At 60.0% G+C, this 25,764-nt stretch carries 26 protein-coding genes; 10 read left to right on the top strand and 16 right to left on the bottom strand.

The features are described 5' to 3' along the window. Positions 1-12 precede the first annotated feature (12 nt). From hpf to DARO_RS21110, 4 genes are read left to right on the top strand one after another with little or no spacing between them, the layout of a single operon-like run. Positions 13-339, top strand: coding sequence for a ribosome hibernation-promoting factor, HPF/YfiA family (gene hpf / locus DARO_RS21125; protein WP_011289868.1), 327 nt, complete (start codon positions 13-15; stop codon positions 337-339). Between the two features lie 51 nt (positions 340-390). Beyond that, the gene (gene ptsN / locus DARO_RS21120; RefSeq protein ID WP_011289867.1) at positions 391-837 is read left to right on the top strand and encodes a PTS IIA-like nitrogen regulatory protein PtsN; all 447 of its coding nucleotides are present in this window, start codon (positions 391-393) and stop codon (positions 835-837) included. Between the two features lie 9 nt (positions 838-846). Next, positions 847-1,782, top strand: coding sequence for an HPr(Ser) kinase/phosphatase (gene hprK, locus DARO_RS21115; RefSeq protein ID WP_011289866.1), 936 nt, complete (start codon positions 847-849; stop codon positions 1,780-1,782). A gap of 48 nt (positions 1,783-1,830) precedes the next feature. After that, complete coding sequence (locus DARO_RS21110; protein ID WP_011289865.1) at positions 1,831-2,085, top strand: hypothetical protein; 255 nt, start codon at positions 1,831-1,833, stop codon at positions 2,083-2,085. 49 nt (positions 2,086-2,134) lie between these two features. Here the strand turns inward: DARO_RS21110 and DARO_RS21105 are convergent, their stop codons facing one another. The 4 genes from DARO_RS21105 to DARO_RS21090 all read right to left on the bottom strand — a co-directional run bounded on the left by DARO_RS21105 (position 2,135) and on the right by DARO_RS21090 (position 7,983). Beyond that, positions 2,135-3,034 (bottom strand): adenylate/guanylate cyclase domain-containing protein, encoded by a 900-nt coding sequence (locus DARO_RS21105; protein WP_011289864.1) that lies wholly within the window; start codon positions 3,032-3,034, stop codon positions 2,135-2,137. Positions 3,035-3,111: 77 nt separating this feature from the next. Then, positions 3,112-3,975 (bottom strand): tRNA 2-thiocytidine(32) synthetase TtcA, encoded by an 864-nt coding sequence (gene ttcA, locus DARO_RS21100; protein ID WP_011289863.1) that lies wholly within the window; start codon positions 3,973-3,975, stop codon positions 3,112-3,114. Between the two features lie 104 nt (positions 3,976-4,079). Continuing rightward, positions 4,080-6,830 carry a response regulator gene (locus DARO_RS21095; protein ID WP_011289862.1) on the bottom strand — a complete coding sequence of 917 codons (2,751 nt, stop codon included), beginning with the start codon at positions 6,828-6,830 and terminating at the stop codon, positions 4,080-4,082. A gap of 4 nt (positions 6,831-6,834) precedes the next feature. Then, a complete protein-coding gene (locus DARO_RS21090) occupies positions 6,835-7,983 on the bottom strand; it encodes an FIST N-terminal domain-containing protein (RefSeq protein ID WP_041224580.1) in 1,149 nt (382 codons plus the stop codon). Positions 7,984-8,078: 95 nt separating this feature from the next. Here DARO_RS21090 and DARO_RS21085 point away from each other — a divergent pair, with 95 nt between their 5' ends. Continuing rightward, positions 8,079-9,239 carry an SAM-dependent methyltransferase gene (locus DARO_RS21085; RefSeq protein ID WP_011289860.1) on the top strand — a complete coding sequence of 387 codons (1,161 nt, stop codon included), beginning with the start codon at positions 8,079-8,081 and terminating at the stop codon, positions 9,237-9,239. Between the two features lie 3 nt (positions 9,240-9,242). Here DARO_RS21085 and DARO_RS21080 read toward each other — a convergent pair whose 3' ends face one another. Beyond that, complete coding sequence (locus tag DARO_RS21080; protein ID WP_011289859.1) at positions 9,243-10,214, bottom strand: hypothetical protein; 972 nt, start codon at positions 10,212-10,214, stop codon at positions 9,243-9,245. 63 nt (positions 10,215-10,277) lie between these two features. Here DARO_RS21080 and DARO_RS21075 point away from each other — a divergent pair, with 63 nt between their 5' ends. After that, entirely contained in the window at positions 10,278-10,469 is a 192-nt protein-coding gene (locus DARO_RS21075) for a YjfB family protein (RefSeq protein ID WP_011289858.1), read from the top strand. Here the strand turns inward: DARO_RS21075 and DARO_RS21070 are convergent. Then, on the bottom strand, positions 10,459-11,265 hold the full coding sequence (locus DARO_RS21070; protein WP_011289857.1) for an alpha/beta hydrolase: 807 nt from the start codon (positions 11,263-11,265) through the stop codon (positions 10,459-10,461). The two genes, DARO_RS21075 and DARO_RS21070, sit on opposite strands and share 11 nt — an antisense overlap. A gap of 60 nt (positions 11,266-11,325) precedes the next feature. Between DARO_RS21070 and DARO_RS21065 the strand changes: the two genes are divergently transcribed. Further along, positions 11,326-11,523, top strand: coding sequence for a DUF2905 domain-containing protein (locus tag DARO_RS21065; protein WP_041224579.1), 198 nt, complete (start codon positions 11,326-11,328; stop codon positions 11,521-11,523). Here the strand turns inward: DARO_RS21065 and DARO_RS21060 are convergent. The 4 genes from DARO_RS21060 to DARO_RS21045 all read right to left on the bottom strand — a co-directional run bounded on the left by DARO_RS21060 (position 11,488) and on the right by DARO_RS21045 (position 17,804). After that, on the bottom strand, positions 11,488-12,726 hold the full coding sequence (locus tag DARO_RS21060; RefSeq protein WP_011289855.1) for a multifunctional CCA addition/repair protein: 1,239 nt from the start codon (positions 12,724-12,726) through the stop codon (positions 11,488-11,490). The genes DARO_RS21065 and DARO_RS21060 overlap by 36 nt on opposite strands. Before the next feature lie 17 nt (positions 12,727-12,743). Further along, positions 12,744-13,706: a complex I NDUFA9 subunit family protein gene (locus tag DARO_RS21055; protein WP_011289854.1), complete on the bottom strand. Its 963-nt coding sequence runs from the start codon at positions 13,704-13,706 to the stop codon at positions 12,744-12,746. Between the two features lie 97 nt (positions 13,707-13,803). Then, a complete protein-coding gene (locus DARO_RS21050) occupies positions 13,804-15,867 on the bottom strand; it encodes a DUF1631 family protein (protein WP_011289853.1) in 2,064 nt (687 codons plus the stop codon). 8 nt (positions 15,868-15,875) lie between these two features. Further along, positions 15,876-17,804: a lytic transglycosylase domain-containing protein gene (locus DARO_RS21045; RefSeq protein ID WP_011289852.1), complete on the bottom strand. Its 1,929-nt coding sequence runs from the start codon at positions 17,802-17,804 to the stop codon at positions 15,876-15,878. A 14-nt stretch (positions 17,805-17,818) separates the two neighbouring features. On the opposite strand from DARO_RS21045, the gene DARO_RS21040 reads away from it, so the two are divergent. Further along, on the top strand, positions 17,819-18,397 hold the full coding sequence (locus DARO_RS21040; RefSeq protein ID WP_011289851.1) for a 5-formyltetrahydrofolate cyclo-ligase: 579 nt from the start codon (positions 17,819-17,821) through the stop codon (positions 18,395-18,397). Here the strand turns inward: DARO_RS21040 and DARO_RS21035 are convergent. From DARO_RS21035 to DARO_RS21015, 5 genes are all read right to left on the bottom strand, one after another. Beyond that, complete coding sequence (locus DARO_RS21035; RefSeq protein ID WP_011289850.1) at positions 18,381-18,668, bottom strand: hypothetical protein; 288 nt, start codon at positions 18,666-18,668, stop codon at positions 18,381-18,383. The genes DARO_RS21040 and DARO_RS21035 overlap by 17 nt on opposite strands. After that, the gene (locus tag DARO_RS21030; protein WP_011289849.1) at positions 18,665-19,795 is read right to left on the bottom strand and encodes a PatB family C-S lyase; all 1,131 of its coding nucleotides are present in this window, start codon (positions 19,793-19,795) and stop codon (positions 18,665-18,667) included. Before DARO_RS21030 ends, DARO_RS21035 begins: the two co-directional genes overlap by 4 nt. After that, on the bottom strand, positions 19,792-20,724 hold the full coding sequence (gene cysK, locus DARO_RS21025) for a cysteine synthase A (RefSeq protein ID WP_011289848.1): 933 nt from the start codon (positions 20,722-20,724) through the stop codon (positions 19,792-19,794). Before cysK ends, DARO_RS21030 begins: the two co-directional genes overlap by 4 nt. Continuing rightward, a complete protein-coding gene (locus tag DARO_RS21020) occupies positions 20,721-21,536 on the bottom strand; it encodes an EAL domain-containing protein (RefSeq protein ID WP_011289847.1) in 816 nt (271 codons plus the stop codon). Before DARO_RS21020 ends, cysK begins: the two co-directional genes overlap by 4 nt. Positions 21,537-21,830: 294 nt before the next feature. Continuing rightward, positions 21,831-22,838, bottom strand: coding sequence for a hypothetical protein (locus DARO_RS21015; protein WP_011289846.1), 1,008 nt, complete (start codon positions 22,836-22,838; stop codon positions 21,831-21,833). A gap of 227 nt (positions 22,839-23,065) precedes the next feature. On the opposite strand from DARO_RS21015, the gene DARO_RS21010 reads away from it, so the two are divergent. Both DARO_RS21010 and DARO_RS21005 read left to right on the top strand, forming a co-directional pair. Then, complete coding sequence (locus tag DARO_RS21010) at positions 23,066-23,767, top strand: AzlC family ABC transporter permease (RefSeq protein ID WP_011289845.1); 702 nt, start codon at positions 23,066-23,068, stop codon at positions 23,765-23,767. Beyond that, the gene (locus tag DARO_RS21005) at positions 23,764-24,090 is read left to right on the top strand and encodes an AzlD domain-containing protein (RefSeq protein WP_011289844.1); all 327 of its coding nucleotides are present in this window, start codon (positions 23,764-23,766) and stop codon (positions 24,088-24,090) included. Before DARO_RS21010 ends, DARO_RS21005 begins: the two co-directional genes overlap by 4 nt. A 104-nt stretch (positions 24,091-24,194) precedes the next feature. Here the strand turns inward: DARO_RS21005 and ilvA are convergent, their stop codons facing one another. Further along, on the bottom strand, positions 24,195-25,727 hold the full coding sequence (gene ilvA, locus DARO_RS21000; protein WP_011289843.1) for a threonine ammonia-lyase, biosynthetic: 1,533 nt from the start codon (positions 25,725-25,727) through the stop codon (positions 24,195-24,197). Between the last annotated feature and the right edge of the window lie 37 nt (positions 25,728-25,764).

Raw genomic sequence — 25,764 nt, 5'->3', positions numbered from 1 at the left:
GAGGAGAAAAAAGTGAATCTGCAGATTAGTGGTCACCACATCGAAGTTACCCCCGCCCTGCGCGAATACGTCGAAAACAAGCTGGATCCCGTGGTCCGTCATTTCGACAAGGTAACCGGCGTTAGCGTCGTTTTGTCCGTCGAAAAGCTGAAGCAGAAAGCGGAAGTGACTGTGCACGTGCCAGGCAAGGACATGCATGCCGAAGAGTCCGGCGACGACCTGTACGCTGCCATTGATGCGCTGTTCGACAAGCTGGACCGCCAAGTTCAGAAATACAAGCAAAAGGTTCAGGATCACCATCGCGGTGACAAGCCGGGACTGATTGACGCTGCTGAATAAGCGCCGACAGGCCGCAGCCATGGCTGCGGCCTTGCTTTATTACCCTTCCCTATGAACCCTCTTATCAATCTTCTGACCGCTGACCAGGTATTGCTCGATCTTGAAGCGAGCAGCAAAAAACGGGTTTTCGAACAGGCGGGAATTCTCTTCGAAACTCGACTCGGACTGGCGCGCTCAACAATCTTTGACAGCCTCTTCGCCCGCGAAAAACTGGGCTCTACCGGACTGGGTCAGGGGGTCGCGATTCCCCATGGCCGGATTAAAGGTCTCAAGCAGGCAGCCGGTGCATTTATGCGCCTGGCGACACCTGTTCCCTTCGATTCGCCGGATGGTCGTCCGGTCGATCTTCTTTTCGTCCTGCTCGTTCCCGAGCAGGCTACCGAGCAGCATCTGCAGATTCTTTCCGAACTTGCCCAGCGTTTTTCCGATCGGGCATTCCGCGAAAAGCTGCAACTTGCCCCTGATTCTGCGGCCGTCCTTGCACTGTTTCAGTCCTGAGAAACGTCTGTGCGTCACGTTAACCTTGTACAGCTCTATGAGGACAACCGCGACAAACTGCTATTGAACTGGCACATTGGCCACCAGGCTGATCGCCGGATTGAAATCAAGGGGTCGAACAACTACGGCGCAGATCTGGTCGGCCACATCAACATCATTCATCCGGAACGTCTGCAGGTCCTGGGCCTGGCCGAATACGAATGGGCGATGCGCATTGGTGAGCGGCGTTTTGCCCAGATGCTTTCTGATCTGCTCGGTGCGCAGCCTCCAGCACTGATTGTCGCCGATGGTCTGACGCCGCCGCCGCTGGTTGAAGAAACCTGCATGCAGTTTTCGACGCCGCTGATCTTTTCACCGAAGCCCTGCTCGGCGGTGATTGATCTGCTCCGCATCTATCTATCGGCCCGTTTGGCCGATACCGTCAGCCTCCATGGTGTATTCATGGATGTTCTGGGCATGGGGGTTTTGATCACCGGCGATTCCGGTGTGGGCAAGTCCGAGCTCGCGCTTGAGTTGATCTCACGGGGCCATGGCCTGGTCGCCGACGATGTGGTCGAGATGGCCCGGATCGCACCAACCACCATAGAGGGGCGTTGCCCGGGAATGTTGCGCGATTTTCTCGAAGTGCGCGGCCTCGGCTTGCTCAACATTCGAACCATTTTCGGTGAAACCGCCTCACGCCGGAAAATGAAGCTCAAATTGATCGTACATTTGCAGAAAACCGTTGCTGCGGCAGATGCGCCGAGGTTGCCGCTGGATGCGCAAACGCAGGAAGTGCTTGGCGTACCGGTTCGCAAAGTGGTTATCCCGGTGGCGGCCGGGCGCAATCTGGCCGTCTTGTTGGAGGCCGCGGTTCGTAACACGATCCTGCAATTACGCGGCATTGATAGCCTTCAGGATTTCATGGATCGCCAGCAGCGCACGATGCTTGACGATGATGCATGAATGGCCGATAGTACGTTGGCCTTTTCCATTCGACCAAGGGGACATTCAATGAAGAAACTGATCGCTCTGCTGCTCGTTACATTCTCAGCCACTGCGGTTTACGCCGCTGACGATTGCGCTGCCCGTGCCGCCGAAAAGAAGCTGGCCGGAGCTGCCAAGAACAGCTTCATGAAGAAGTGTACGGCCGACGCGGCGCCGGCTGAAAATTCTGCCTGTGCTGCAACCGCCAAGGAAAAGAAGCTGGCTGGCGCTGCCAAGAACAGCTTCATGAAGAAGTGCACGGCTGACGCTGCCGCCAAGTGATTTACTAGGAATTCGTTATATCGGCCATCTGCGGATGGCCGGTTTTCGTTTACAGGTGCTCGAATTCCGCCGTGTCGGCCACCGGGTCGTTACCGGAGTTACCGAAGCTGATGCGGCCCTTGCCGTCGAGCTGTAGCTCATGGCGGCGCACCATCACTTCCTGGCGGCCAGTCAGTGAGACGAAGGTGCCATTGGTGCTCGAATCCACCAGATAAAATCCATCACCACGCCGTTCGATGCGGGCATGCTGGCGCGAAGCTTTGCGATCATCAACGATCAGTTTGCAGTTGAGGTCGCGGCCAATGGTCAGCACCGGTGTTTTATCATCGACCAAGAAGGCCTTGCCGTGGTGGCGGACGCACAGGCGTTCGACCGGAAGCTGGCTGCTTTGTCCAAAAGTGGAGTGCGGGTAGGATCCTCCGCCCTGATAGCTGGGCCAGTGAATCTGGAATAATGGAAGTGCAATTGCATTTTCAGTGACGGTACCCAGATCCGGCATGGCATCGGCGGTGATGACGCCTGGCTGCGGGATCTCCTCGACCAGAACTGAACTGCACAAAATCTGGTCACGCCGGGCAATGCCCGCAATTCGTGCCGCCGTAGCGACTGCTGGGCCACTCAGCTTGTCGCCACTTTCAGTGACCATGCCGCAGTGCAGGCCAATACGAATGGTTAGCTTGAGCCCGGAAACCGGCGGCAGGTCGGCAATCCGCTGCTGCATGTCGATGGCGGCTTGGCAAGCTTCTTCGCCCGACTCGAAGGCGGCCAGCAACTCGTCACCGACAATCTGGATTGTTCGTCCCTTATAACCATCGATGGAACGCTTCATGCGCTTCAGGCAACGCTCAACCGCGTGCATCGCCTCCTTGTCCCCGAGCCGCTCGAATAGAGCTGTGCTGCCGGAGACATCGGCAAACATGACGATCAATTTGCGTTGGGTGGAGCTCATGGGCTGCCGGCAACCTGAGGTTGGGATTTAATATTGTATCGGACTTGCATTATATGACGACTCGCTTGTAAAGCCCATTATGCAGTCTGGCTTATCGGGATCATGCCGCTGATCGGCATCTCCGGCGCGTCAAAGGCGATATCGCCCTCGTCGACCGGAGTGTCCAGCGTCAAACCCCGGAAATCGAACAGGTCGGCATCAGCGAGATGCGATGGGACGACATTTTGCATGGCGGTGAAAACGGATTCCGTGCGACCGGGGTAACGTTTATCCCATTCCTGCATCATCTCCCGGATTTTCTGGCGCTGCAGGTTGTCCTGCGAGCCGCAAAGGTTGCACGGAATGATCGGGAATTCCATGCCGCGGGCGAATTTGGCAATATCCGCTTCCGCACAATAGGCGAGCGGACGGATCACGACATGCGACTTGTCATCGGTCACCAGCTTCGGCGGCATGGCCTTGAGTTTCCCGCCAAAGAGCAGGTTCAGGAAAAGTGTATGCACCATGTCGTCGCGATGGTGTCCCAGCGCGATCTTGTTGGCGCCGAGCTCCTTGGCCGTCCGGTAGATGATGCCGCGTCGCAGTCTTGAGCAGAGCGAGCAGGTCGTCTTGCCTTCGGGAATCTTTTCCTTGACGACGGAATAGGTGTCGGCCTCGACGATGCGGTATTCGATACCGATCGATTCGAAATAGCGCGGCAAGATATCGGCCGGAAAACCGGGCTGCTTCTGGTCGAGGTTCATCGCGATCAACCGGAATTTGACCGGAGCACGCTGCTGGAGGGCCATCAGCATGGCGAGCAGCGTGTAGGAATCCTTGCCGCCGGAGACACAGACAAGAACGGTATCGCCATCTTCGATCATGTTGTAGTCGATGATCGCTTTGCCGGTCCGGCCTTCGAGATATTTGCGCAGCTTTTGCAGGGTGTTCGAGGGTGTCATGATGCCAAGAGGAGTGCTTTCGATGTGGACACAATCCGGCCACTCGGAAAAATAGCGAGTTTACCTCGTGTGCTTGGCAAGTTAGTGGATTTTCAGCCCGTTGATTATGGGGCGGAAGTGTAGGCAAGCAGCAGTGCTTGCAACTCCTTGACCTTGATTGGTTTTGCCAGATAGTCATCCATTCCGGCAGCCAGGCAAGCATCCCGGTCGTCTTGCATGGCTGCGGCAGTCATCGCGATGATGGGGGTGCGCGGTAGTTGCATGGCCGCTTCGCGCGCCCGAATGCGCTGGGTCGCCTCGACACCACTCATGACGGGCATTTGCATGTCCATCAGGATGATGTCGAAGGATTGGCTGGCAAGGATATCGAGGGCTTCCTGTCCATTTTGGGCCAATGTTCCATGGTGCCCCCATTTGTTGAGGAGGCCGAGCGCCAACTTCTGGTTGGTCGGATGATCTTCGACCAGCAGGATGTTCAGGACGCGTTGCGCCTCGCGCAGGGAGTGGCGTGTCAGTAGCGGGCTGGGTTCCGGTGAGGATTCCTTTGGGCTGTTATCGAACAGGCGGCCAAGGGCGGAGAGCAATTCGTCTGATGAGATCGGCTTGGCGAAGAATCCGGCAATGCCGGCCTCCTGACAACGTAGCGCATCACCCCGCAGGGCACCCGAGGAGAGCATCAACATTGGGGGCAAAGCGGGATGCTCGGCGTGCAGATGGCGGGCAAGCTCATAACCATCCATCTCAGGCATCTGGGCATCGAGCAGGATGCAATCGAACTGGCTGCCTTGCTCACGCATCAGCGCTAGTGCTGTCTTTCCCGAGTCGGCTTCCTGGCAAGTGACATGCAAGGTGGCCAGCATGCCGCGGAGAATGCGCCGGTTAGTGGCGTTGTCATCAACGATAAGCATGTGACGGCCCGTCACGTCGACAGGGTGAATCACGAGCGGAATAGCGTTTTCCGAGATCTGCAACTGGACTGAGAAATGAAAGGTACTCCCCTTGCCCGGCTCGCTATGTAACCACAACGTACCGCCCATCAACTCGACCAGGCGGCGACAAATCGAGAGGCCCAGGCCGGTGCCTCCGTATTTCCGGGTGGTCGACGAGTCTTCCTGGGCAAAGGCATCGAAAATCAGCATCTGCTTGTCGGCCGAGATGCCAATCCCCGTATCGCGCACTGCGAAGTGGATGACAGCGTGGCCGTTCTGAAGCTGCATCAAGTCAGCTTGGAGGGCAATCTCGCCCTGTTCGGTGAATTTGATGGCATTGCCGACCAGGTTAACGAGTACCTGCCGGATCCGGCTGGGGTCGCCCTTAACAAATCGGGGAACGTCATGCACTACGTCACTGAGTATCTCGATGTCTTTCTCATGGGCCCGCAGCGCCAGCGGTTTCAGTGTGTCGGCAATCAGACGATGCAGGTCAAAGGGGATGTCTTCGACCTGTAGCTTCCCGGCTTCAATCTTCGAAAAATCGAGGATGTCGTTGATGACGGTGAGCAAGGATTCGGCCGAGGATTTTGCGATGTTTAGGTATTCACGTTGTTCCTCGGTCAATGCGGTTTCGAGGGCGAGATCCGTCATGCCGATGACCCCGTTCATCGGTGTCCTGATTTCGTGGCTCATGTTAGCCAGAAAATCACTCTTTGCCCGGTTGGCCGCTTCCGCCGCTTCCTTGGCCCGCAGCACCTCGATCTCTGCTCGTTTCCGGTCAGTGATGTCGACAATGATGCCGAGTAATCCCGAAACGCTGCCGTCGCGGCGGGTCAATACCGCTTTGCGGTAAATTGTTTCGTGAGCGATGCCGTCCTGGCTATGGACTGTGGCTTCGTAGGTTTGCGTGCCCTTGGCGGCAAAAAGATCAGCATCCATTTCTGCATGCTGACGAGCGTCTTCTGCTGGCAAAAGATCGTGCAGCGTGCGCCCGATGAAGGCTTCGCGGCGAACCTCAAAGAACTGTTCGAAAGCGCGGTTGAGTCTGATATAGCGCCCGCTGCCGTCTTTCAGGTAGATCGGCAGGGGAATGTTTTCGATCAGTTCTTCAACCAGGTGCAATTGTTCCGACAATTGCGCCTCCATGCGCTTGCGGTCGGTGATCTCGGTACGAATGGCGATATATCGCTCAGGCTCACCCTTGGCATCGAGCAGCGGCACGACCGTCGCATTGACCCAATAAAGGTGCCCATCGCGTGCGCGGTTGCAAACTTCACCGTGCCAAACCTTGCCCAGTACGATGGTGTGCCACATATCGCGAAACAACTCAGGCGGATGGATGCCGGAGTTGACGATCCTGTGGTTCTGCCCGATCAGTTCTTCCCGTGCGTAGCCACTGATGGCGCAGAAGCGGTCATTGGCATAGGTGATAATGCCGGCCGTATCAGTGATGCTGACGATGGCATGCTGGTCGAGAGCAAACTTCTGGTTGGCCAGTTCCCGTAAGCCATGTTCGCTTTCGGCGACCATGGCCGCGACGCGCCTGGAAAGTACCGCGATATCCTCTTCGGCCAGTGTCTCGGCATCTTCATTGGCTTCCGGCAGATGGTCACGGATGGTTTTTCGGAGCGAGCGCAGTGCGTTATCCCGCCCGGCAAGGGACTGGCGGAGTTTTTCGTTGGCGGCTGAAAGTTCGGCCGACGAAATCTCAAGGCTGCGCGTGCGCAGTTCAAGATCACGTTCGTACTGTTCGTAACTGGCATCGACCCTGCTCAGGAGGTCGCCCAGGCCTTCAAGAATCCCCCGGAAAGCCGGCTCTAGCGTCGTGCCAGCAGTCCGTATCGACGCGAGCAAGTCTGCCAGTTCGGCTTCGCTACCGACACCGATACTGCGTTTGAGCTGGCGCAAAAGGGTTTTCTGCATTGCTTTAAGCTTGGTTCTCGCTGAGGCAGGTAATGGTCATAGTTTGGTTATGCAGCTTGCAGGATGCGCCCGGCGTGAAAGGGCTGATCTCGCCGTAAGAATAGAAGCCGGTCAGGACCGCCTTGTTGCCAAAAACTTCGCCAACGGCCTCTACTTCCTCATCTACGCGGTTGCCCATGACCAACTTGCGGCCGACGCAACTGACCAGAATGGCCAAAGTGGTACCGCTTGATTGCAGCATGGCTGCGGCCGCTTCCGCAGCGGCCTCGGCGCCATTGACCAGCTTGTCGGTGCTGGCGTGCATCAGTCGAAGGTAGCCGTCGGGATCGATTTCGCCGGCCAGGATAAGGCTGCCCGTCTCTTCATCAATACCAAGAATGGTCCGGATCAGACCGATGGCATTATGGTCTTCGCCGAGCATGGCAAACGGGAAAAGTAGGCCGGAGGCCGGCAGGTTCCTGGCATGATCGCCTAGATAACGCCGGTAAATTTCCAGTGCCGGTTCGCCATCCAGTTCATGCAGAATATTGCCTGTACAGCGTGTTACCTTGCGGGCCGGGCCAAAAGGCTCCCAGCCGCCGAAGGAGCCGTGGCCGAAGCGGAGCCCTTCGCCACAAAGGCCCACTGCCACAATTTTATCGTTGGCGACCCCCTCGGGGCCGATGGTGAAGGTTTCCCTGAAGGCGCCGCCATCCCCGGCGAGGCCCCCGGTAATCGGGATTCCGTTGCCGATGGCGCTGGCAATGCCACTGACCAAGGCGCTGCCATTGATCTTGACGCCAGGACCGAACACGAGCACTGCCTTGAGATCTGTTGCGCCAATTTGGCGGCCCACTCGTTCTCCGGCGGCAAAGGAGTCGTCCATGCCAGTCAAGCGGGTGCTGCCATGTGTCAGGCGGGTTTGTTCAAAATCGATCGCAGTGACGGTGCAGGTGCCATCATCAACACCATCAGGCGTAATTTCGCCAGCGGTTGAACAGCCGAGCAGAATGGCGCGGGGAAAAGCCTCATTCAGGGTTTGGCTCATGCCAGGAGCGTTGAAATGATCGATACTGCCAAAAATCAGCAGAAAATCGGCCTCCAGCCCTTGTAGTGCGGTCATTGCGACGGCGAGGTCCGCCGGCTTGCCACAAGTAATTTGTTTGATGCGCAAGTTTGATCTCCTCCTTGGACGCAGTATGGAAAAATAGCATAGGGTGCGACGGAATTCTCATTCCGGTCGTAAAATTGACACTTTTTGAACTTGCTATGAACAATCTGCCGATTCCCGCTCCGGAGGCCCTGGCGCACAGCCAGCGCTTGCACCAGGCCATTGCGGACGAAATTGCCGCAGCCGACGGCTGGGTGTCGTTTGCCCGCTTCATGGAGCTGGTGCTCTACGCACCTGGTCTCGGCTATTACACAGCCGGGGCACGAAAGTTCGGGGCGGCTGGAGATTTTGTCACATCACCGGAAATGACCCCCTTGTTCGGACAGGTATTGACCCGTCAGGTGGCTCAGGTCATGGCTGAATCAGCGCCGGTAGTGCTGGAGGTCGGCGCTGGCTCCGGGCGCCTTGCCGCCGACCTGTTGCTTGCTCTTGAGCGGATGGGGGAGCTGCCCGAACACTATTTCATTCTCGATCTTTCCGCCGACCTGCGACAACGCCAGAGACAGACGATCGCCGAGGCTGCACCGCATCTGCTGAGCCGGGTCGAATGGCTGGATCGATTGCCCGAGACTTTCTCCGGGGTGGTCGTGGCAAACGAGTTGCTCGACGCGATGCCGGCGAATATCGTTGCCTGGCGCGAGAATGGCATTTTCGACCGGGGGGTTGTCGTTGATGAAGCCGGGAGTTTCATGTGGAACGAACGTCCGGCCACGGGAACCCTGCTCGCAGCGGCCGAGGAAATTGGCGCGCAATGTAGCCTGCCACCCGGTTTCGAGAGTGAGATCAGTCTGACTGTCCGGGCCTGGCTCTCGGAATGGGGGCGTCGCCTGGAAAAAGGCGCCCTGCTACTGATTGACTATGGTTTTCCCCGCCGCGAGTTCTATCATCAGCAACGTGGTCGTGGGACGTTGATGTGTCATTACCGCCACCATGCACATCCCGATCCGTTTTACCTGCCAGGCTTGCAGGATGTCACGGTCCACGTCGATTTCACCGCAGTCATTGCGGCGGCGCATGCGGCCGGGCTGGATCTGCTCGGCTATACAAACCAGGGGCAGTTCCTGCTCAATTGTGGAATATTGGATCAGTTGGCTGAAATTCCCAATGGAACTCCAGAATATATCCGGGCGGCCGGGGCAGTTAACATGCTGCTGATGCCGCACGAGATGGGCGAACTATTCAAGGTGATCGCAGTTGGTCGCGGCATTGATGAGCCGCTATGTGGTTTTGCCAACGGTGATCAGGGCTGGCGCCTGTAATAATCAGCGCTTGGCCAGTTCGCGAAAATGGTTGGGTTGAGCGAGGACAAGCCGGCCGAAATCGTCGAGCAGCGCTTGGTCAACCGCGTGTGGACGAACCGTATAGAGCGCACTGCCCAGTCGTTCTAGGTTGCGCGTTTCAAGCAGGATGACCCCCTTGGCAAAATCAGCGCGCCAGCGGGCACTGACGCTGACGTCGCAGCGAATGTCGAATTCAGCGCGTTCGACGTAGCTGCGCTCGTTCTTGAATTCCTTGCAGGTACATGGCAGACCGAAGTCGAACAGGGTAGTGCGGAATCGCTCGACCGACGGGCCGTCGCGTTCGATGCACAGGGATTTTGGACCTTTCAGGTGGTAGGAGAAGGTAACCAGTTCGACCAGCGCACCGGCACTTTGGCTTTGCGTGCGGTAATCGGAAAACCCCTCCTGCCACTCCAGTCGGTTCAGGACGTACTGCTCAATCAGCGGGTAGTCGCGTGGGATGCCCGGTTTGACAATATTGAGTTGCTGGACCAGCTCGTGCAGGTAGAAAAACAGGTGCTTCAGGGCCTGGTCGATGGCCTCGTTGGTTGACGTGCGTTCAGCCAGAGCACTATGGATTTCGCGCTGGCGAACCTCGGCCTGCTGGCGTAGCTGATCGAGCAGGCTGGTACCTGCTTCGGGTCTTGGCGTCGGTGGTGCGGCATCGAAGTTTTCTACGGCTTGAAGCTGTTTTTCGGGCGAGGTTGCTGCGGGCTTGCCGGGAGCGATCTCCGGAAAAACCAGCGTCGGATCGGCCATGCCAACCTCCGAGTTGGCCAGGTATTCGCGTTTCGCCCGGCGCTCGGCAGCATCCAGATCGAAATTCTCGATGTCGGCAAGCAAGGCCGCTTCAAGCTCCGCGATGCCCTGAGCCGTGCCGGTCTTGCGTTCGCGCTTGGCGCGGATCGCTTCGGCTATGGAGGACAGCGGGCCGGACTTTTCAGAATGACTCATTGATCTGGCAGATAGGTGGACTACACTGGACTAATAATGTGTCCTAATTGGAGCTAGCGCAAGATGGATGTTGCTTCTGTAAGCAGTTTGACGACCGCCCTGTCTCAGGCAAAGACCGGCGATGCTGTTGGCACCTTGGTGCTCAAGAAGGCGATCGACATTCAGGCTCAAAATGCGATGCAGTTGTTGCAGGCATTGCCGCAGGTGGCGAATAACCCGCCAAATCTGGGCAACAGCATCGACGTCAAGGCCTGACTTCTTCCAACCAGTCCCGCAAGGTGGCCGCCACGAGCGGCCATTCCTTTTCGTGGGTGACGGCATGGCCCATGTTCCGGAAGATGTGGGCATGCTGACCATAGGTGTTTGCCGTGGTCTGGACCAGGAAGGCGGGGACCAGAACGTCATCTTCGGCGCCGAGGATCAGCATTGGCGGCTTGTGCATGGCGTAGAGATTGGGCAGGCTGAACATCGACATGTCCCACAGGGCGCGATGCGATTCCGGTTGCATGCGGCTTAGCCAGGCGGCGAGCATCGTTTCGTCGACTTCGCCAGCAAACAGGGTTTCACGCAGCGTGCCGGTGTCGGTGTATTTGCCGTCCATGATCTGATTGATTTCCTGGAACAGCTGCGGCTTGTTGAACATCAGATGGAATTGCGAGGCAATCAGGCCTTGCGGCGGGACCGAGCAAATCAAGGCGACGGCCGGCGCTTTGCGGTGTTCCAGGTATTTCTGGACGACGAAACCACCCATCGAATGACCGATCAGGATAGGCTGCTCGTCCAGCCAGTCGACGACGGTTTTGACGTCATCGACGTAATCGGCCACCGAATGCGCATCCATGTGTTCCCTGCCCGCGCTGCCACCATGGCCGCGCAGTGATAGGGCGTAACAGGGGTAGCCGGCCTTGGCGAGGAAAGGCATGAAGGTTTCGGTCCACATCCAGCCGCCGGCGAAGGCACCATGCACGAACAGCAGCGCGGGTTTGGTGGACTTGCGGGCCGGCAGGCAGGAGAAGACTTCGAGGCCTTCGACGATCTGAGTTTTTAGCATGAGGGTCTGTTCGGGGCGAGGCGTGATTTAATGCGGCTTTCACCCTGTGGTGCAAGGCAAATGCTGAAGTGGATTTTGACGCTGGTGGTGGCGATTTTCCTGCTGGGCATCATGGGCCCGCATCTGGCGCGTTTCATTCGTTTCGGCAAATTGCCGGGCGATTTCGCTTTTCGGTTTCGCGGTCGAGACTACACGTTTCCGATCGCGACCACGATCATTTTTTCATTGTTGCTCTGGCTGCTCTCCCGGATTATCTAGCAGCTGTTTGATGGCATGAACGCGCGCGGCGTGGATGCGCTCGGGAATTTTGGTCTTGTCGGCACAGGCGACGGCGATTTCGCCGGCATTCAGGCTAGCGACTGCGGCCAAGGCCCCTAAAAGATACTGCGGACTGTCGTAAGGGCGGTTTTCCCAGCCCAGGCGGCCCGTGAAGTCGCACAGGCAGGCATCGAGCAACTGCCGGAAGCGTTCCGGCCGGCGCAGCGCATCGGTTTTTTCAAACAGGGTGACGATGGTGCTCGCCTTCAGGTCGGCGGCGCGATGGATGTTGCCGTGGTAGCGGGCCGTCAGCAGGGCGAGATCGCGACAGTCGTTGGGAACCCGCAGACGGGCGCACAGTTGCTCGGTCAGGCGGACGCTGCGTTCCTCGTGGCCGATGTGGCGTGGCAGGATGTCGGCCGGCGTTTCCGCCTTGCCGAGATCATGGGTCAGCGCAGCGAAGCGTACCGGCAGCGTGAACGTCCGTCGTGCCGACTGGTCGATGACCATCATCGTGTGGATGCCGGTATCGATTTCCGGGTGGTAATCGGCCCGTTGTGGCACGCCGAACAACTTGTCCACTTCCGGCAGCAGGCGCGCCAGGGCACCGCAGTCGCGCAGCACCTCGAACATCCGTGACGGTTTCTGCTCCATCAGGCCCTTGGCCAGTTCCTGCCAGACCCGTTCGGCGACCAGATGATCGACCTCGCCGCAGGCCACCATGCTGCGCATCAGGGCCAAGGTTTCGGGTGCCACCGAGAAGTCGCTGAAGCGTGCGGCAAAACGGGCGATACGCAGGATACGGACCGGGTCTTCAGCAAAGGCCGGGCCGACATGGCGGAGCGTTTTGCTGGCCAGGTCTTGCTGGCCGTTGAAGGGGTCTACCAGCGTGCCATCGGCTGCTTTGGCCATCGCATTGATGGTCAGGTCGCGGCGAGCGAGGTCTTCTTCAAGCGTAACGTCGGCGGCGGCGTGAAAGATGAAGCCGTGGTAACCGTGGCCAGTCTTGCGCTCGGTACGGGCCAGCGCATATTCGTCGTGCGTATTGGGGTGCAGAAAAACCGGAAAATCCTTGCCGACCGGCCGGAAACCTTGCGCCAGCATGGTTTCCGGGGTGGCGCCGACGACTACGTAGTCGCAGTCGGCATTGGGCCGGCCGAGCAGTTCGTCACGGACGGCGCCGCCGACGATATATATCTGCACGGCCGGTTGGCGCGGCCTCAGCGGCCGGCGCGGAAGCGGAAGCTGTCGAGCTTGCCCTTCGGCGTATTGAGCGCGATGTAGGTCGGTGCGATGGCTTCCAGCGCCGTCGGGCGCCAGTTGGTCGGGGCATTCCAGCTACCTTCGCAGACGCTGTCGATTTCCATCGAGCGCAGGTTGTCCGGCGACATCATCGGGTGCGGGGCCAGCCACATCAGTCCAGCCTGCAGGTAGGCCCAGCCTTCGGAGAGCGGGATGATCGTGGCGGTGCTGCCGGTCAGTTCCTTGGTGTAGTCGACCAGTTCGCGCAAGGTGTAGATCTTCGGGCCGACCAGTTCGTAGGCCTGGCCGTAGGTGGCGGAATCTCCCAGGCTTTCGACGAAAGCATCGGCCACATCGGCGGCCCATACCGGCTGGAAGCGGGCATGACCGAAGCCGAGCGGGAAGAAAGGAAGTTTCTTCAAGACCGAGGCAAACATGGACAGGAAGGAGTCGCCGAGGCCGAAAATGACCGACGGACGGAAAACGGTGACATCCAGCTCGCCCTGAGCGGCCATGACGAGGGCTTCGCCATCGCCCTTGGAGCGCAGGTATTCGGACGGGCCCTTGGGGTCGGCGTGGAGGGCGCTCATGTGCACGAGGCGACGGACGCCGCTCGCCTTGCAGGCGGCGATGATCTTTTTCGGCAGTTCGACATGGGTTTCAGCAAAATCGCGGCTGTAGGGCAGCACGACATCGCGGCTGTGCAGGACGCCGACCAGATTGATCACGGCATCATGACCACGCATCAGTTCAGTCAGCGTCTTTTCGCAGCTGATATCAGCTTCCGGCATTTCGACACCCGGCTGCATGATCAGCGCCTTGGTACGTTCGCGGCGACGCGTCGGTACGGTTACTTCGATACCGCGCTGCGACAGGCGGTTGACGATGTAGGTACCGACGAAACCGCTACCCCCCAGCAGCAAGACTTTCTTGATGTCCATGTTGAACCCCGGAAACTTGATTCGTAAAACTCGGATTTTAAGGCAATTTGAGGGTTTTCGGGCGGGCCTGTGGCCTAACTTGCAGTGTCCGCCAGTCTTAGTTCGTTGTCGTTTTCTGCAAGGCCCGGCTGGCGGCAATTTCGAACAGCGAACTGGCAGAACGGATACGCGCTTCACCGGCGCGTAGCTGTCGATCCAGAATGGCCGGATGGATAGCCAAAGCAAGGCCGAAATCCGGGTTGAGCAGCAAAGTTCGCTGGCTGTTGGGGCTGATGTAGCAGATGCGGGCGACCCGTGTTGTGCTGTCGTCGATACGTAACTCCAGCCAGTCGCCAATTGCACAGGACAGCGAACGGGCCGGACCTGGCTGATAGTCCGAGAAATCCAGGGTGTTCAGGACGAACTGGCCTGACTGCACGTCGCCGTAAACTGTTTCGCTTCCCGAGGCGTGCAGACCGGTGGCAGCGATCACGGAAGTGGCTCCCGTCTCTGCTGCCGGCGCAGCGCGCAGGGCTTGGGTTTGCAGCGTGAAGCAATCATCCAGAAAAGCTTCCTGGGCTTCCGTAGGCAAGCCGATGCGTTCCATGCCCGTCTTGAGCAGTTTCAGGATATTGGGCAAGCGATGAGCCAGGGACTTGCGTTCCGCCGGGTCGGTCTTTGGCTGGAAAGACCAGAGCAGTTCTTCGATGGCCGTGACGTGCGCTTGCCATTGGCTGCTGTCCGGGCCGTTTTCAAGCCAGACGAGTTGCAGTACCTTGCGCCACGATTCGTTAAGGAATGCCTGAACGGCTTCTGGTGGCTTTTGCTCGATCAGCTTGTCGAGAATGTGTCTGGTCTGAATGCTCGCTTCGTCGCGTCGGTCGAGCTGGCGCAAGAGCGGCAGGTAGGCTGCTGCGGATTTGGCCAGCTCGTTATTGCGCTCGGCGACCAGTGCGTCGAGTTGAGTCAGTGCTGATTGAAAGGCGCTGATATCGCCATTCCCGCTGCGTAGCTGCGAGGCGATTTCGAACAGGCGGGCACACACCGGATGGCGGGCGGGAACGTCAGTGGGCAAACCGAGGACCGCCTGCCCCATTCGATCAATCACCAGTCTGGCCGGATGCTTGTCGTCGGTAAATAGCGAAGCATCCTTCATCGCCATTTTGAGCAAGGTGATCTGCAGGCTGGAAATGGCTGCCTTCAGGGTGTCCGGAAGTGTGGGTTCGCTGAAGATCGCTTCAAAGATTATCGCCAGCGTGTCGATGGCCAAACCTTCGGTGGCCGTGCTCGGAATGCCGAGTTCAGCCGAGTTCAGCGCTTTTGGCAGCGATGCCTTGGCCGTGCTACCGGAGAATAGCTCGGGAATCAGGCTCTCCGTGGACAGGCTGGTGCCCGGTTTGAACTGCGCCCTGAAGGCGCCCTGGCGATCGAGTTCGTTGAGGCGAAAGATCAGTTGCTCCAGGCTTGCCTGGCTGAGCAGAGAGGCTGCAGCCCCGCCTGTGCCGGTTGGCGGCTGGATTGATGCAATGCCACCGGGTAGTCGGGCCAGCAGCTGCTGCTGCAAGGCGAGCAAGGGATTTGCCGAAGATTGATCGGCTTGTTTCGGTCCGTCCGGAGAGCCAAGGATCGTCGCCTGGGCCGCTTCTATGCCGCCGCGATCGAGGAAGTCGTTGATTTCGGCATAGAGGCCGGGCAGATTTGCCAACAGGTAGACTTCGATGCGATCAAGTAGCGCCAGCTTTTGCTCGATACTGCTTGCTCCCGAGGCGGCGAACATGGTGGTCAACCCTTGGCAGATGCCTTTGGGGCCGATCGGGTTGGCGCTTTTCGGCAGGTCCGGGCGCCTGAGCAGGGTGACGAAGCGCAGGTGGGTTCGCCACAGACTACCGCCGGTTGTTTCGAACAGCCGGGCACTCAGGTTGTCGAGACGGATACCCAGTTCCAGGTCATCTTCACCGACCAGCGTGATACGCGAAGAGGTCAGTCCATGAGCTTCCTCAGAAAAACTGCCGCGCCGTGTGGTCGATACCATTTCGTCGAAATAGGCCCCTGCTCCCTCCTGGATGGCGCGGATGGCACTACCGGAAATGATTCCGCTGTCCAGCAGCAGGGCGCCCAGGTGCTTCAGGAAGAGGGCCCGACAGTCACGGAGGATTTCGAAGGAATCAGAGCGTAGTGACATAGTGGAATTCAAGGAAGATCAGCATCTTTCATGGTATCGGAGGTTTTCGCTCCGACGGTACCGAGACGAGCCTTCAACGAATCGGGCTTGCCGTTGAAGATGGCCGAATAATAAACCGCATTGCTCATGACCTTTTTGACGTAGTCCCGGGTTTCGCTGAACGGAATGGTTTCGGCGTAGATGGCGCCTTCCAGCGGTCGGTCAGCGCGCCATTTCTTGGCTCGGCCGGGGCCGGCGTTGTAGGCGGCGGAAGCCAGCACCGGGTGGTTGTCGAGGTTTTCCATGACCAGTCGCATGTAGCTGGTGCCGAGCAGCACATTGGTTTCGGTGTCATTGACGCGACCATGGCTGAAGTCGCGCAGGCCGATCTTCTTGGCCACCCATTTGGCGGTCGCCGGCATCAGCTGCATCAGGCCGGAAGCGCCGACATTGGATTTGGCGCTGGTAATGAAACGGCTCTCCTGACGCATCAGACCATAGACCCAGGCATCGTCCAGCGACTGGTTCTGGGCTGCGGGCCGAACCGTCTCACCGTAGGGCGAGAGGAAGCGCAGCGTGAAATCGTGTTCGTTCTTGGTCCGGTCGGCCGTGTTGATGGCGCGGTCCCAGATCTGGTTGCGCTTGGCGAGATTGGCCACGGCGAGCAGTTCGCGATCTTCCATCCCACGCAGTGCCCAGTTCCACTCCTTGACCGCTTCGGTTCGCAGATCAACACGGAAGAAGGCCAGGGCGCGGCGGATGCCCGGATTATCCTGGGCGGCTTTTTGCTCTTCGGCGGTGGTGGCCTTGGCCTTGGGCGGCGGCGCTACCGTGCGGCCGAGTTCTTCATCGGCCAGGTTGCCGTAGAAACTGGCTTGGCCGGCGATCTTTTCGAACAGGGCGTTGCCTTCGGTTGTCCGTCCGCCGGCATGCAGGGAACGGCCAAGCCAGTAAATCCATTCCGGCTGCGCAGCCAAAGCGGGCGGCATGGCCTGGATGGTGTCGCGGACAGTACCCCACTCCTGGGCGCGCAAGGCGGCGCGAACTTTCCACTGGGCGACTTCATCCGACAACGGTGTCTTGCCGGCGCTGGCGTACCAGCCACTGGCTTCGGTCATGTGCTTCTTGGCACCCTGCAGGGCGATCTGGCTCCAGGCCCACTGACGCTCGGAGTCCTGCAATTTGCTTTTGATCTTTTCCAGTTCGTCGGCAGCAACGCGCGGGTCGTTGACCGCCAGGCGCTGGATGGCAAAGGCGGCGAGTTCACGCCCTGCCCGGTTGCTGTTCCAGTTGGCCGGCTGGCGGACAAGATAGCTCATCGCACTGCTGATCGCGCTGTCGAGCGAGCGGCTGTCCGGCATCTGGCTGTCCGGCAGGTAATTCAAAGTGGTTTTTGTCCAGCTGGGGCGATTGGCTTCCAGCTGGCGACGGGCGCGGGCCCAGACATCGTCGGCAGTCATTTTCTGGCTGGCGACCAGCGCATCAAGAATCGGCCGGCAGGGTTCCGGCGGTTCAAGCATGGTCAGCCAGAGTTTCTCGGCTTCGGCCAGCACGCTGCGGTCATCATGAGCCAGTCGGGCTTGCTGGTTGTAGCAGGTGACATCGGGTTCGGGGGCGAGCAGCTTGGGAAATTCGCTTTCCACCTCGTTCCAGGCGGAACGCTTGCCGAGAAAACGAATCCAGTCGGCGCGCAGCTTTTCGGCCACGTAGCTGCCATCGTTGCGCTGCAGGAAGTCGCGCAGGTTGTTCGGGTCGCCCTTGTCCATCCACATGCGCAGGCGGTAGCTCTCGGCATACGGTGCCAGCTCGTGGTTGCCGAGCTGGCCTATGGCGCGCTCCAGCTTGTTGATGTCGCCGGCCCGGAAGGCGTCACGGGCGGTCAGGAAGGCTGTGTCGTTGACTTGGGCGAACAGGGAAGACGAAAGCACAAGGCTGGCGAGGAGGACGTGAAACTTCATGCTAGATTATTGCCATGGTTGAACCGAACGAGGATAACACGGCCTGGCGCCGGGTATTGCGGCGCGAGATGGTGGCGCGTCGTGGGGCGTTGAGCGATGCCGAGCATGCTGGCTTGTCGGCACGCATCGTCGAACAATTGCTGGCGGCTTTGCCGACGCCCCGCGTGTTCGCTTTTTGCTGGCCGATCAAGCATGAGCCGGATGTCCGTGCAGTGGTCGAGTCCTGGGCGATGCGCGGTGCGCAGGCGGCGCTGCCGGTCGTCATGGCCGAGGACACCCCCCTTGCCTTCCGCCTGTGGACGCCTGAAATGGTGCTGGAGATGGATCGCTACGGCATTCCGACCCCGACAGCCGGTGATCTCGTGGTGCCCGACATGATCCTGTTGCCGCTCAATGGCTTTGACGCCGCTGGTTATCGGCTGGGCTACGGTGGCGGCTATTTCGACCGGACACTGGCCGCCCTTTCCCCTCGACCGCTGGCGGTTGGTGTCGGGTTCGAGGTGAACCGCCTGGCGAGCATTCGTCCGGAAGTTCACGATCAGCGGCTGGACTGGATCGTCACCGAAGCGGGGGCAGTCAGGCTCGCTGCCTGAAACCGTAGATTCCCAGCGCAAAGAACAGCGAGGCCAGGGCGACGAGCACGCCCTGCCGGGTGTCGTACAGGCCGGTGCGCAAGGCCAACTCAAGCGAGTAGCCGTGGTGCAGCGCCAGCGGCATCGAGCCGATGGCAATCGAGAGCCACGACCAGCGCAGAGCGCGGTCGTGCGTATTGCGCAGATAGCCCTCAATGGCGAGGGCGAGCACAAAGATCTGGATGACCATGGCGCCGAGCAGGACCAGCAAGGTGAGCGTGTAGGCGTTCATGCGGCTCGACAGGCGGTAGCGAAGCGTTGCAGGGCCTCTTCCAGCATGCTGCGCGGGCAGCCAAAATTGAGGCGTAGCCAGCCCGGTGCACCAAAATCGGCGCCATCGGAGAGGCCGAGGCCATGTGCCTCGAAATGCGCTGCCGGTTTGCTCAGCCCGAGTTCGCGGACATCGATCCAGGCCAGATAAGTGGCTTCGACCGGTTGCATCTTTGCGCCGCTGGCCGCGTTAACCGTGGCCAGTACCCGGTCGCGGTTACCGGCCAGGTAAGCAATCAGTTCGCGGTGCCAGTCGGCGCAATCGCGGTAGGCCGCCTCGCAGGCGGCCAGGCCGAGTACATTCACATGCGGCACAATGCCGTGCGTGGCTTGTTCAAAGCGGTGACGCAGCGCGGCATCGGGAATCACCGCGAAGGCGCAGCCCAGGCCGGGGATGTTGAAGGTCTTCGAAGGCGCCATCAGCGTGATGCTGCGTTTGGCCGCTTCCGGCGACAGGCTGGCAAACGGAATGTGCTGCTTGTCGGCGTCAAGGATCAGGCCGCAGTGGATTTCGTCGGAGCAGACGATCAGGTCGTTCTGCTCGGCAATGGCGGCCAGGTCGTGCAGTTCGTCGCGGCTCCAGCAGCGGCCGACCGGATTGTGCGGGTGGCAGAGCAGGAACAGTTTGGTCGCCGCAGTCGCCGCCTGTTGGAGGGCATTCTTGTCCCAGTGCCAATGCTCGTCGGTACAAGCCAGCTCGACGCGATTCAGCTTGCGGCCGGAAAAATGCGGGGCCGACAGGAAGGGCGGGTAGATCGGCGTGGCGGTCAGCACGTCGCCGTCGACGGCTCGGCAGGCGATGTTCAGGCCAGTGACCAGCCCCGGCAGCCAGACGATCCATTCCGGCGCGATACGCCAGTCGTATTCGCTTTCAAGATGAGTGAGTACTGACTCCGTCAGTGATGGCCAGGGGCCGCCATAGCCGAAGACGCCATGATCGATACGGCGATGCAGAGCCGCCAGCACGGCCGGCGGTGCAGCGAAATCCATGTCGGCCACCCACAGCGGCAGGATATCGCGACCGGCGTACTTACCCCATTTGTAGGAGTCGGAATGTCGCCGGTCGATCGGCGTGTCGAAGCGACTCAAACTTCGAGGTGCTGATACAAGGGGGTGGACAGATAGCGTTCGCCAAATGAAGGAATAATCACGACGATCAGCTTGCCGGCGTTTTCGGGGCGCCTGGCCAGTTCCAGCGCGGCCCAGGTGGCGGCACCGGAGGAAATGCCGACCAGCAGCCCCTCTTCCGTGGCCATCTGACGGGCAATGGCAAAGGCGTCGTCGTTCTTGACGCGAATCACCTCATCGTAAACCGCCGTGTTCAGCACGCCAGGCACGAACCCGGCGCCAATGCCCTGGATCGGGTGCGGGCCCTTCTGGCCGCCGGACAGCACCGGCGAGGCATCCGGCTCGACGGCGACGATCTTGATGCCCGGCTTCTTCGCCTTGAGCACTTCGCCGACGCCAGTGATCGTGCCACCGGTGCCGACACCGGAAACGAAAATGTCGACCTGGCCATCGGTATCCCGCCAGATTTCCTCGGCTGTTGTGTTGCGGTGCACTTCCGGATTGGCCGGGTTTTCGAACTGTTGCGGCACGAAATATTTCGGGTCGCTTTCGGCCAGCGCCTTGGCCTTGGCAATCGCACCGCCCATGCCTTCGGGGCCGGGGGTCAGAATCAGTTCAGCGCCGTAGGCCTTGAGCAGCAGCTTGCGCTCGCGGCTCATCGTTTCCGGCATGACGAAAGCGCACTTGATGCCGCGCGCCGCGCAGACCATCGCCAGGCCGATGCCGGTATTGCCGGAAGTCGGCTCGAGAATGACGGTATCCGGACCGACCTTGCCGGCGGCGATGGCCGCATCGAGCATGGATACGGCAATCCTGTCCTTGACGCTGTGGCCGGGGTTGAAGAATTCGAGCTTGGCGGCGATGGTGGCACCAGCGCCTGCGGTGACGCGGTTGAGCTTGACCAGCGGCGTGTTGCCGACCAGTTCGGTCACATTGTTGGCGATTTTCATTGGCGTACTCCGTTCGAGGAAAGCGAATTGTAGGGGTTTCTCAGTGAGCTGTGGGTAGGCCGACAATCTGCTGCCGGATTGCCGAACAAGGCACCCTGGGCAAGTTCGATGCCGTCGAGCTGAGCAGCAAGGAAATCGGCGCCATTGTCGATGCCTGTCAGTTCGACAGGCAGGCCAGCCAATCGTGCTGCCTGTTCCAGCCCGGCATGGCGGGCCGGCAGACGCAAAATGTCCGGGCGCAGGGCGAGAAGGGAATCGACAGGCGGCTGCCAGTCAGGCGGCGAACTGATCGCCAGCCGGTAGCCGCGCCGGCGGTAGCTTTCCAGCGCGTGGGCCAGATGCCCGTCCGGCGCTATGCTCCTGGCGTCGATATCGAGCACGATATCGACCGGGGCCAGCCCGCAGCGCTTCAAAATCGCTTCATAGACCAGACCATGCTGGTTCTGCACTGCCTGCAGGTGGCGCGGGTGAACTGACAATTGCAGATAGCCACCGGTACTTCTTCGCTGGGCGAGAAAGTTCAGCGCATGCAAGGTTCGGCACAAGCGGTCGAATTGCACGACGGCTTGTCCGGTGTCGCACAAGGCATAGGCGGTTTCGCTGCTGACTGCGGTGCCATCGTCCCGGCGTGCCGCCAAGCTTGCCTGATGGCCGACGACGCGCTCGCTGCGCAGATCGACGATGGGCTGGAACAGTGAAGCAAAACGCAGCCCGTCATGCCATGCCTCGACCCGCTCGCCGGCCACGTACAGCATGTTGTCGCCCGCCGTGTCGGCAGCGTTGAAATAGCGGATCAGATCTTCGACGGGCATGGCCTACTCCTGCGGCGCGTAAACGGATCGAAGCCGCGACTGGGGCACCCTGCAGGTATCCTCAATCACAACAGTTGGCCCAAATGCCAATCGGGCGGCTTCGACAATGGACTGGTGAACGCTAGAGTCTGCCGGTCACTGCGTATTCTTAAAAAGAATGATTTCTTAAATGCTTATATTGAATCGCTATCAATAGGTATCAACGAAACCGGGGTATGGCGCCGGGAAAGCCCCGACCAGCACGGCCCTTGGAGCAGGCAGAAGAAGTGGCCAAAACTGCAATCCGCCGCAGCTTCAGGCAGTCGGCGCGGGGCTGCCCAGGCAGTCGGTGATCAGATCCTGCAAATCTGGGTGTGCGGCGGTATCGGCCAGCAAATCATCGTGCAACGGACGAATCGGCTCGGTGATGGTTGCCGGCGCAGTCTCCCAGGCGGTAAGCAAGGCCCAAGGGTCTTGGGCAAGCACGACGGCGGCGAGCGTGAGCGCCAGTCGGCGTTCCGACGCTGCATGTGGTGCGGCGAGCTGGTGCCAGACGAGCCGGGCGGCTTGTGGCAGGCGAACGGGAATGCACTGGCCGCCGGCAAGCAGCGCGCCGGGTGCGGGGCCGGCGATCAGGTAGTCGTGATCGGGAATGCTGATGGCCGACCAGCCCGGCCCCGGCACGGCGCTGCCGAAGCAACTGCCGGCAACGAGAATGTCGGTCAGCATGAGGACCTGGCCGGGCAAGGTGAAGGCGGTCTGGGTGGTGGGGGCGTTGGTCGATTCGGCGGCAGTGACCAGAGGTAGCTTTGCAGCCAGCGGTTGGCTGAGGAAGCTCGGCGGCGCGACCAGTTCAAGACGTGGTGAGCTAGCTGGCTTGCCCGCCGGCAGGCGGAGGCGGGCGCCGAGTTCATTGAGCCAGGCGATGCAGCCGAGCTTGCCGGCGAGTAGCAGTCCGCCTTCAAAAGCGCCGAGCTTGTGCAGTTCGACCAGCACGCGGGCGGTGATCTTGTCAGCGACTTGAAAGCCCAGCTTGCGGAGCATGCCGACCTGCCGAGTCATCGATTCAGCGAATTCCATCTGGGCGCGCATGGCTTTTTCGGCGGCGCTATCGCTTTCGCGCCCGACCAGCGTTTCGGCCTGCTTGCCCGGCACCGGGTAATAAACCCGGTACCAGTAGGCGTAGCCGGTACCACGACGCAGTTGTAGCGTGCCAGGAGTTCCTGGCAGCAAGGCGCCGGCAGTGAGTGATTGCTCTTTGATGGCCGCGTATTGCTGGCGGAAAGCGGGCTGGTTGGGGCAAAAAAGTACCGCGGGTTTCATGACTTACCCAATAAATACGATATTCGTTGGGTAAGTGTAGTGCCTGCGCAATAATTACCCAACGAAATATTAATTTATAGGGTAATTGTTCGCGGGGAAGAGCGTTTTTCTGCGGCCAGTCTGGCGGAGCTGCTTTCTTGTCCGATCAAGTTCTTGAGGCGCTGGCCGAATACTCCGGTGGTGATCGATTAGCATAGCGCCTGTGCTGGTCTCCCCTGCCCGATTCGATGTTTGATGATTCTCCTCGTGCCGAATTTTTCGGCGGTGTTCGCGCCGAGTTGCCGCTGCTGCTCGGCGTGGTGCCGTTCGGGCTGATTTTTGGGGTCCTCGGCCTGGCCGTGGGAATGCCGGGCTGGGCGGTGGTGCTGAGCTCGTCGCTGGTGTTTGGCGGTTCGTCGCAGGTGGTGTTTGCCCAGTTGTGGGGTAGTGGAACGCCGCCTCCGGTCATGGTGACGACGGTCGGGGTGGTCAATTTGCGCCACCTGCTGTACAGCGCGGCGGTGGCTGATTATTTGCGCGCCCTGCCCTGGCGCTGGAAATTGTTGCTGGCCTATTTGCTGACCGATGAGGCTTTCGCCGCAGCAATCGGACGCTTGCGTGACGGACCGGTAGCGCCGCATCGCCACTGGTTTTTGTGCGGCACCGGCCTGACATTGTGGACTGGCTGGCAGTTGTCCACACTGACCGGGGTGCTGCTTGGGACGGCGATTCCGGCAAGCTGGTCGCTGGATTTTTCGATTGCGCTGACTTTCATCGCATTGCTGGTGCTATCGGTGCATCGTCGCAGCGATGCGTGGGCGGCGATGGTGGCCGCGGTGGTGGTGTTGCCGGCGCTGGCCTTGCCACACAAGCTCGGTCTGCTGGTGGCAGCGGGGGCGGGCATCGCTTTCGGTTTGGTCATGCGCCGTTTCGACAGGAAAAACCGATGAGCACGCCGCTTCTGCTACTGACGATGGCGGTCTGCGGACTGGTGACTTTCCTGATCCGGCTTTCGTTCATCGCTTTCGGCCATCATTTGCCGGACGACCCACGCATTGAAGCGGTGTTGCGCTACGTACCACCCGCCATCCTCGGCGCCTTGATCGCACCGGAGATTTTTACGGGAGCCAATGGCCTGTTGCTGCCGCCGGATAATCCGCGCCTCTGGGCGGCGCTGGCCGCACTGCTGGTCGCCTGGCTGACGCGCAGTGTGCTGGCAACGATTGCGGCAGGCATGGCCGCGCTGTGGGCGGTACAGGGCTGGGTGGGCTGAAATCCTGGTCGCCAGGATTTGATATTTGGCCGCATTTCTCCGGCAGGCCAAAATAGATTGGCAGATGGTTCTTTGACGCCGTCTGCCAATCCGGAACGCGGTTTTTAACCCAGGAACAGCTTGTATGCCGGGTTTTGGCTCTCGTCCCAGTGGGCGTAGCCGAGATTGGTCAGGAATTCCTTGAATTTCCCCATGTCGTCCGGCGGTACCTGCATGCCGACCAGGACGCGACCGTAGTCGGCGCCATGGTTGCGGTAGTGGAACAGGCTGATGTTCCAGCCGGCGCTCATCTGGGTCAGGAAGTTCATCAGGGCGCCCGGCTTTTCCGGGAATTCGAAGCGATAGAGCAACTCGCGCATGCCCTTTTCGCAAACCGCCGGGGCATGGCCGCCGACCATGTGACGGATATGGTTCTTGGCCATTTCGTCATCGGTCAGGTCGAGCGTCGGGTAACCGTGTTTCTGCAGGCTGTCGACCAGCTTCAGCGATTCCTTGCGGTCGGCCACCTGAACGCCGACGAAGACGTGAGCTTCGCTGGCGGTGTGGAAGCGGTAGTTGAATTCGGTCACATTGCGGTGACCGATCAGCCCAAGGAATTTCTTGTAGGCACCCGGCTTCTCGGGCAGCGTGACCGCGAAGACGGCTTCACGCTGTTCGCCGAATTCGGCCCGCTCGGCAACGAAGCGCAGGCGGTCGAAATTCATGTTGGCGCCGGAGGTGATGGCGATCAGGTTCTTGTCCTTCAGTTTGTGCTGACGGGCATATTCCTTGGCGCCGGCGACGGCCAGCGCCCCGGCCGGTTCCAGAATCGAGCGGGTATCCTCGAAAACATCCTTGATGGCGGCACAGATGGCATCGGTGTCGACCAGGATGACCTCGTCCAGGTATTCCTTGCACAGCCGGAAGGTTTCTTCGCCGACCAGCTTGACGGCGGTGCCGTCGGAGAACAACCCGACCTGATCGACGCGAACGCGCTTGCCGGCGGCCAGCGACTGCTTCATGGCGTCGGCGTCGAAGGTTTCGACACCGATCACCTTGATTTCCGGACGCAGGCGCTTGATGTAGGCGGCCACGCCAGCAGCCAGCCCGCCGCCGCCGATGGCACAGAAGACGGCGGTGATCGGGCCGTTGTGGCGCGAATGCTGGCGCAGGATTTCCATGGCGACCGTGCCCTGTCCGGCGATCACCTCCGGATCGTCGAAGGGATGAACGAAGGTCAGCTTTTCGGTTTTTTCCAGTTCGACCGCATGGGCGTATGCTTCGTCGAAGGAGTCGCCATGCAGCACCACTTCGCCGCCCCGCGATTTAACGGCGTTAATCTTGATGCCCGGCGTCGAGGTCGGCATGACGATGACCGCCCGGCAACCCAGTTTGCTGGCCGACAGGGCGACCCCTTGGGCGTGGTTGCCGGCCGAGGCACAGATGACACCGCGCTTCAGCTTTTCGGCCGACAGGCTGGCAATCTTGTTGTAGGCGCCACGCAGCTTGAAGGAAAAGACAGGCTGCATGTCTTCGCGCTTCAGGATAATCTTGTTGCCGACCCGGGCGGAAAGGTTGCTGGCCAGGTCGAGCGGCGTTTCGATCGCCACGTCGTAAACCTGTGCGTTGAGAACTTTTTCGAGATAATCCGGGTGCATTGGGCGCAACTCATTAAGGCAAAAGGGAGATTCTACG

This window comes from Dechloromonas aromatica RCB, assembly GCF_000012425.1.
The sequence above is the reverse complement of the archived record's forward strand: the minus strand, read 5'-3'. Positions and strand labels throughout refer to the sequence as shown.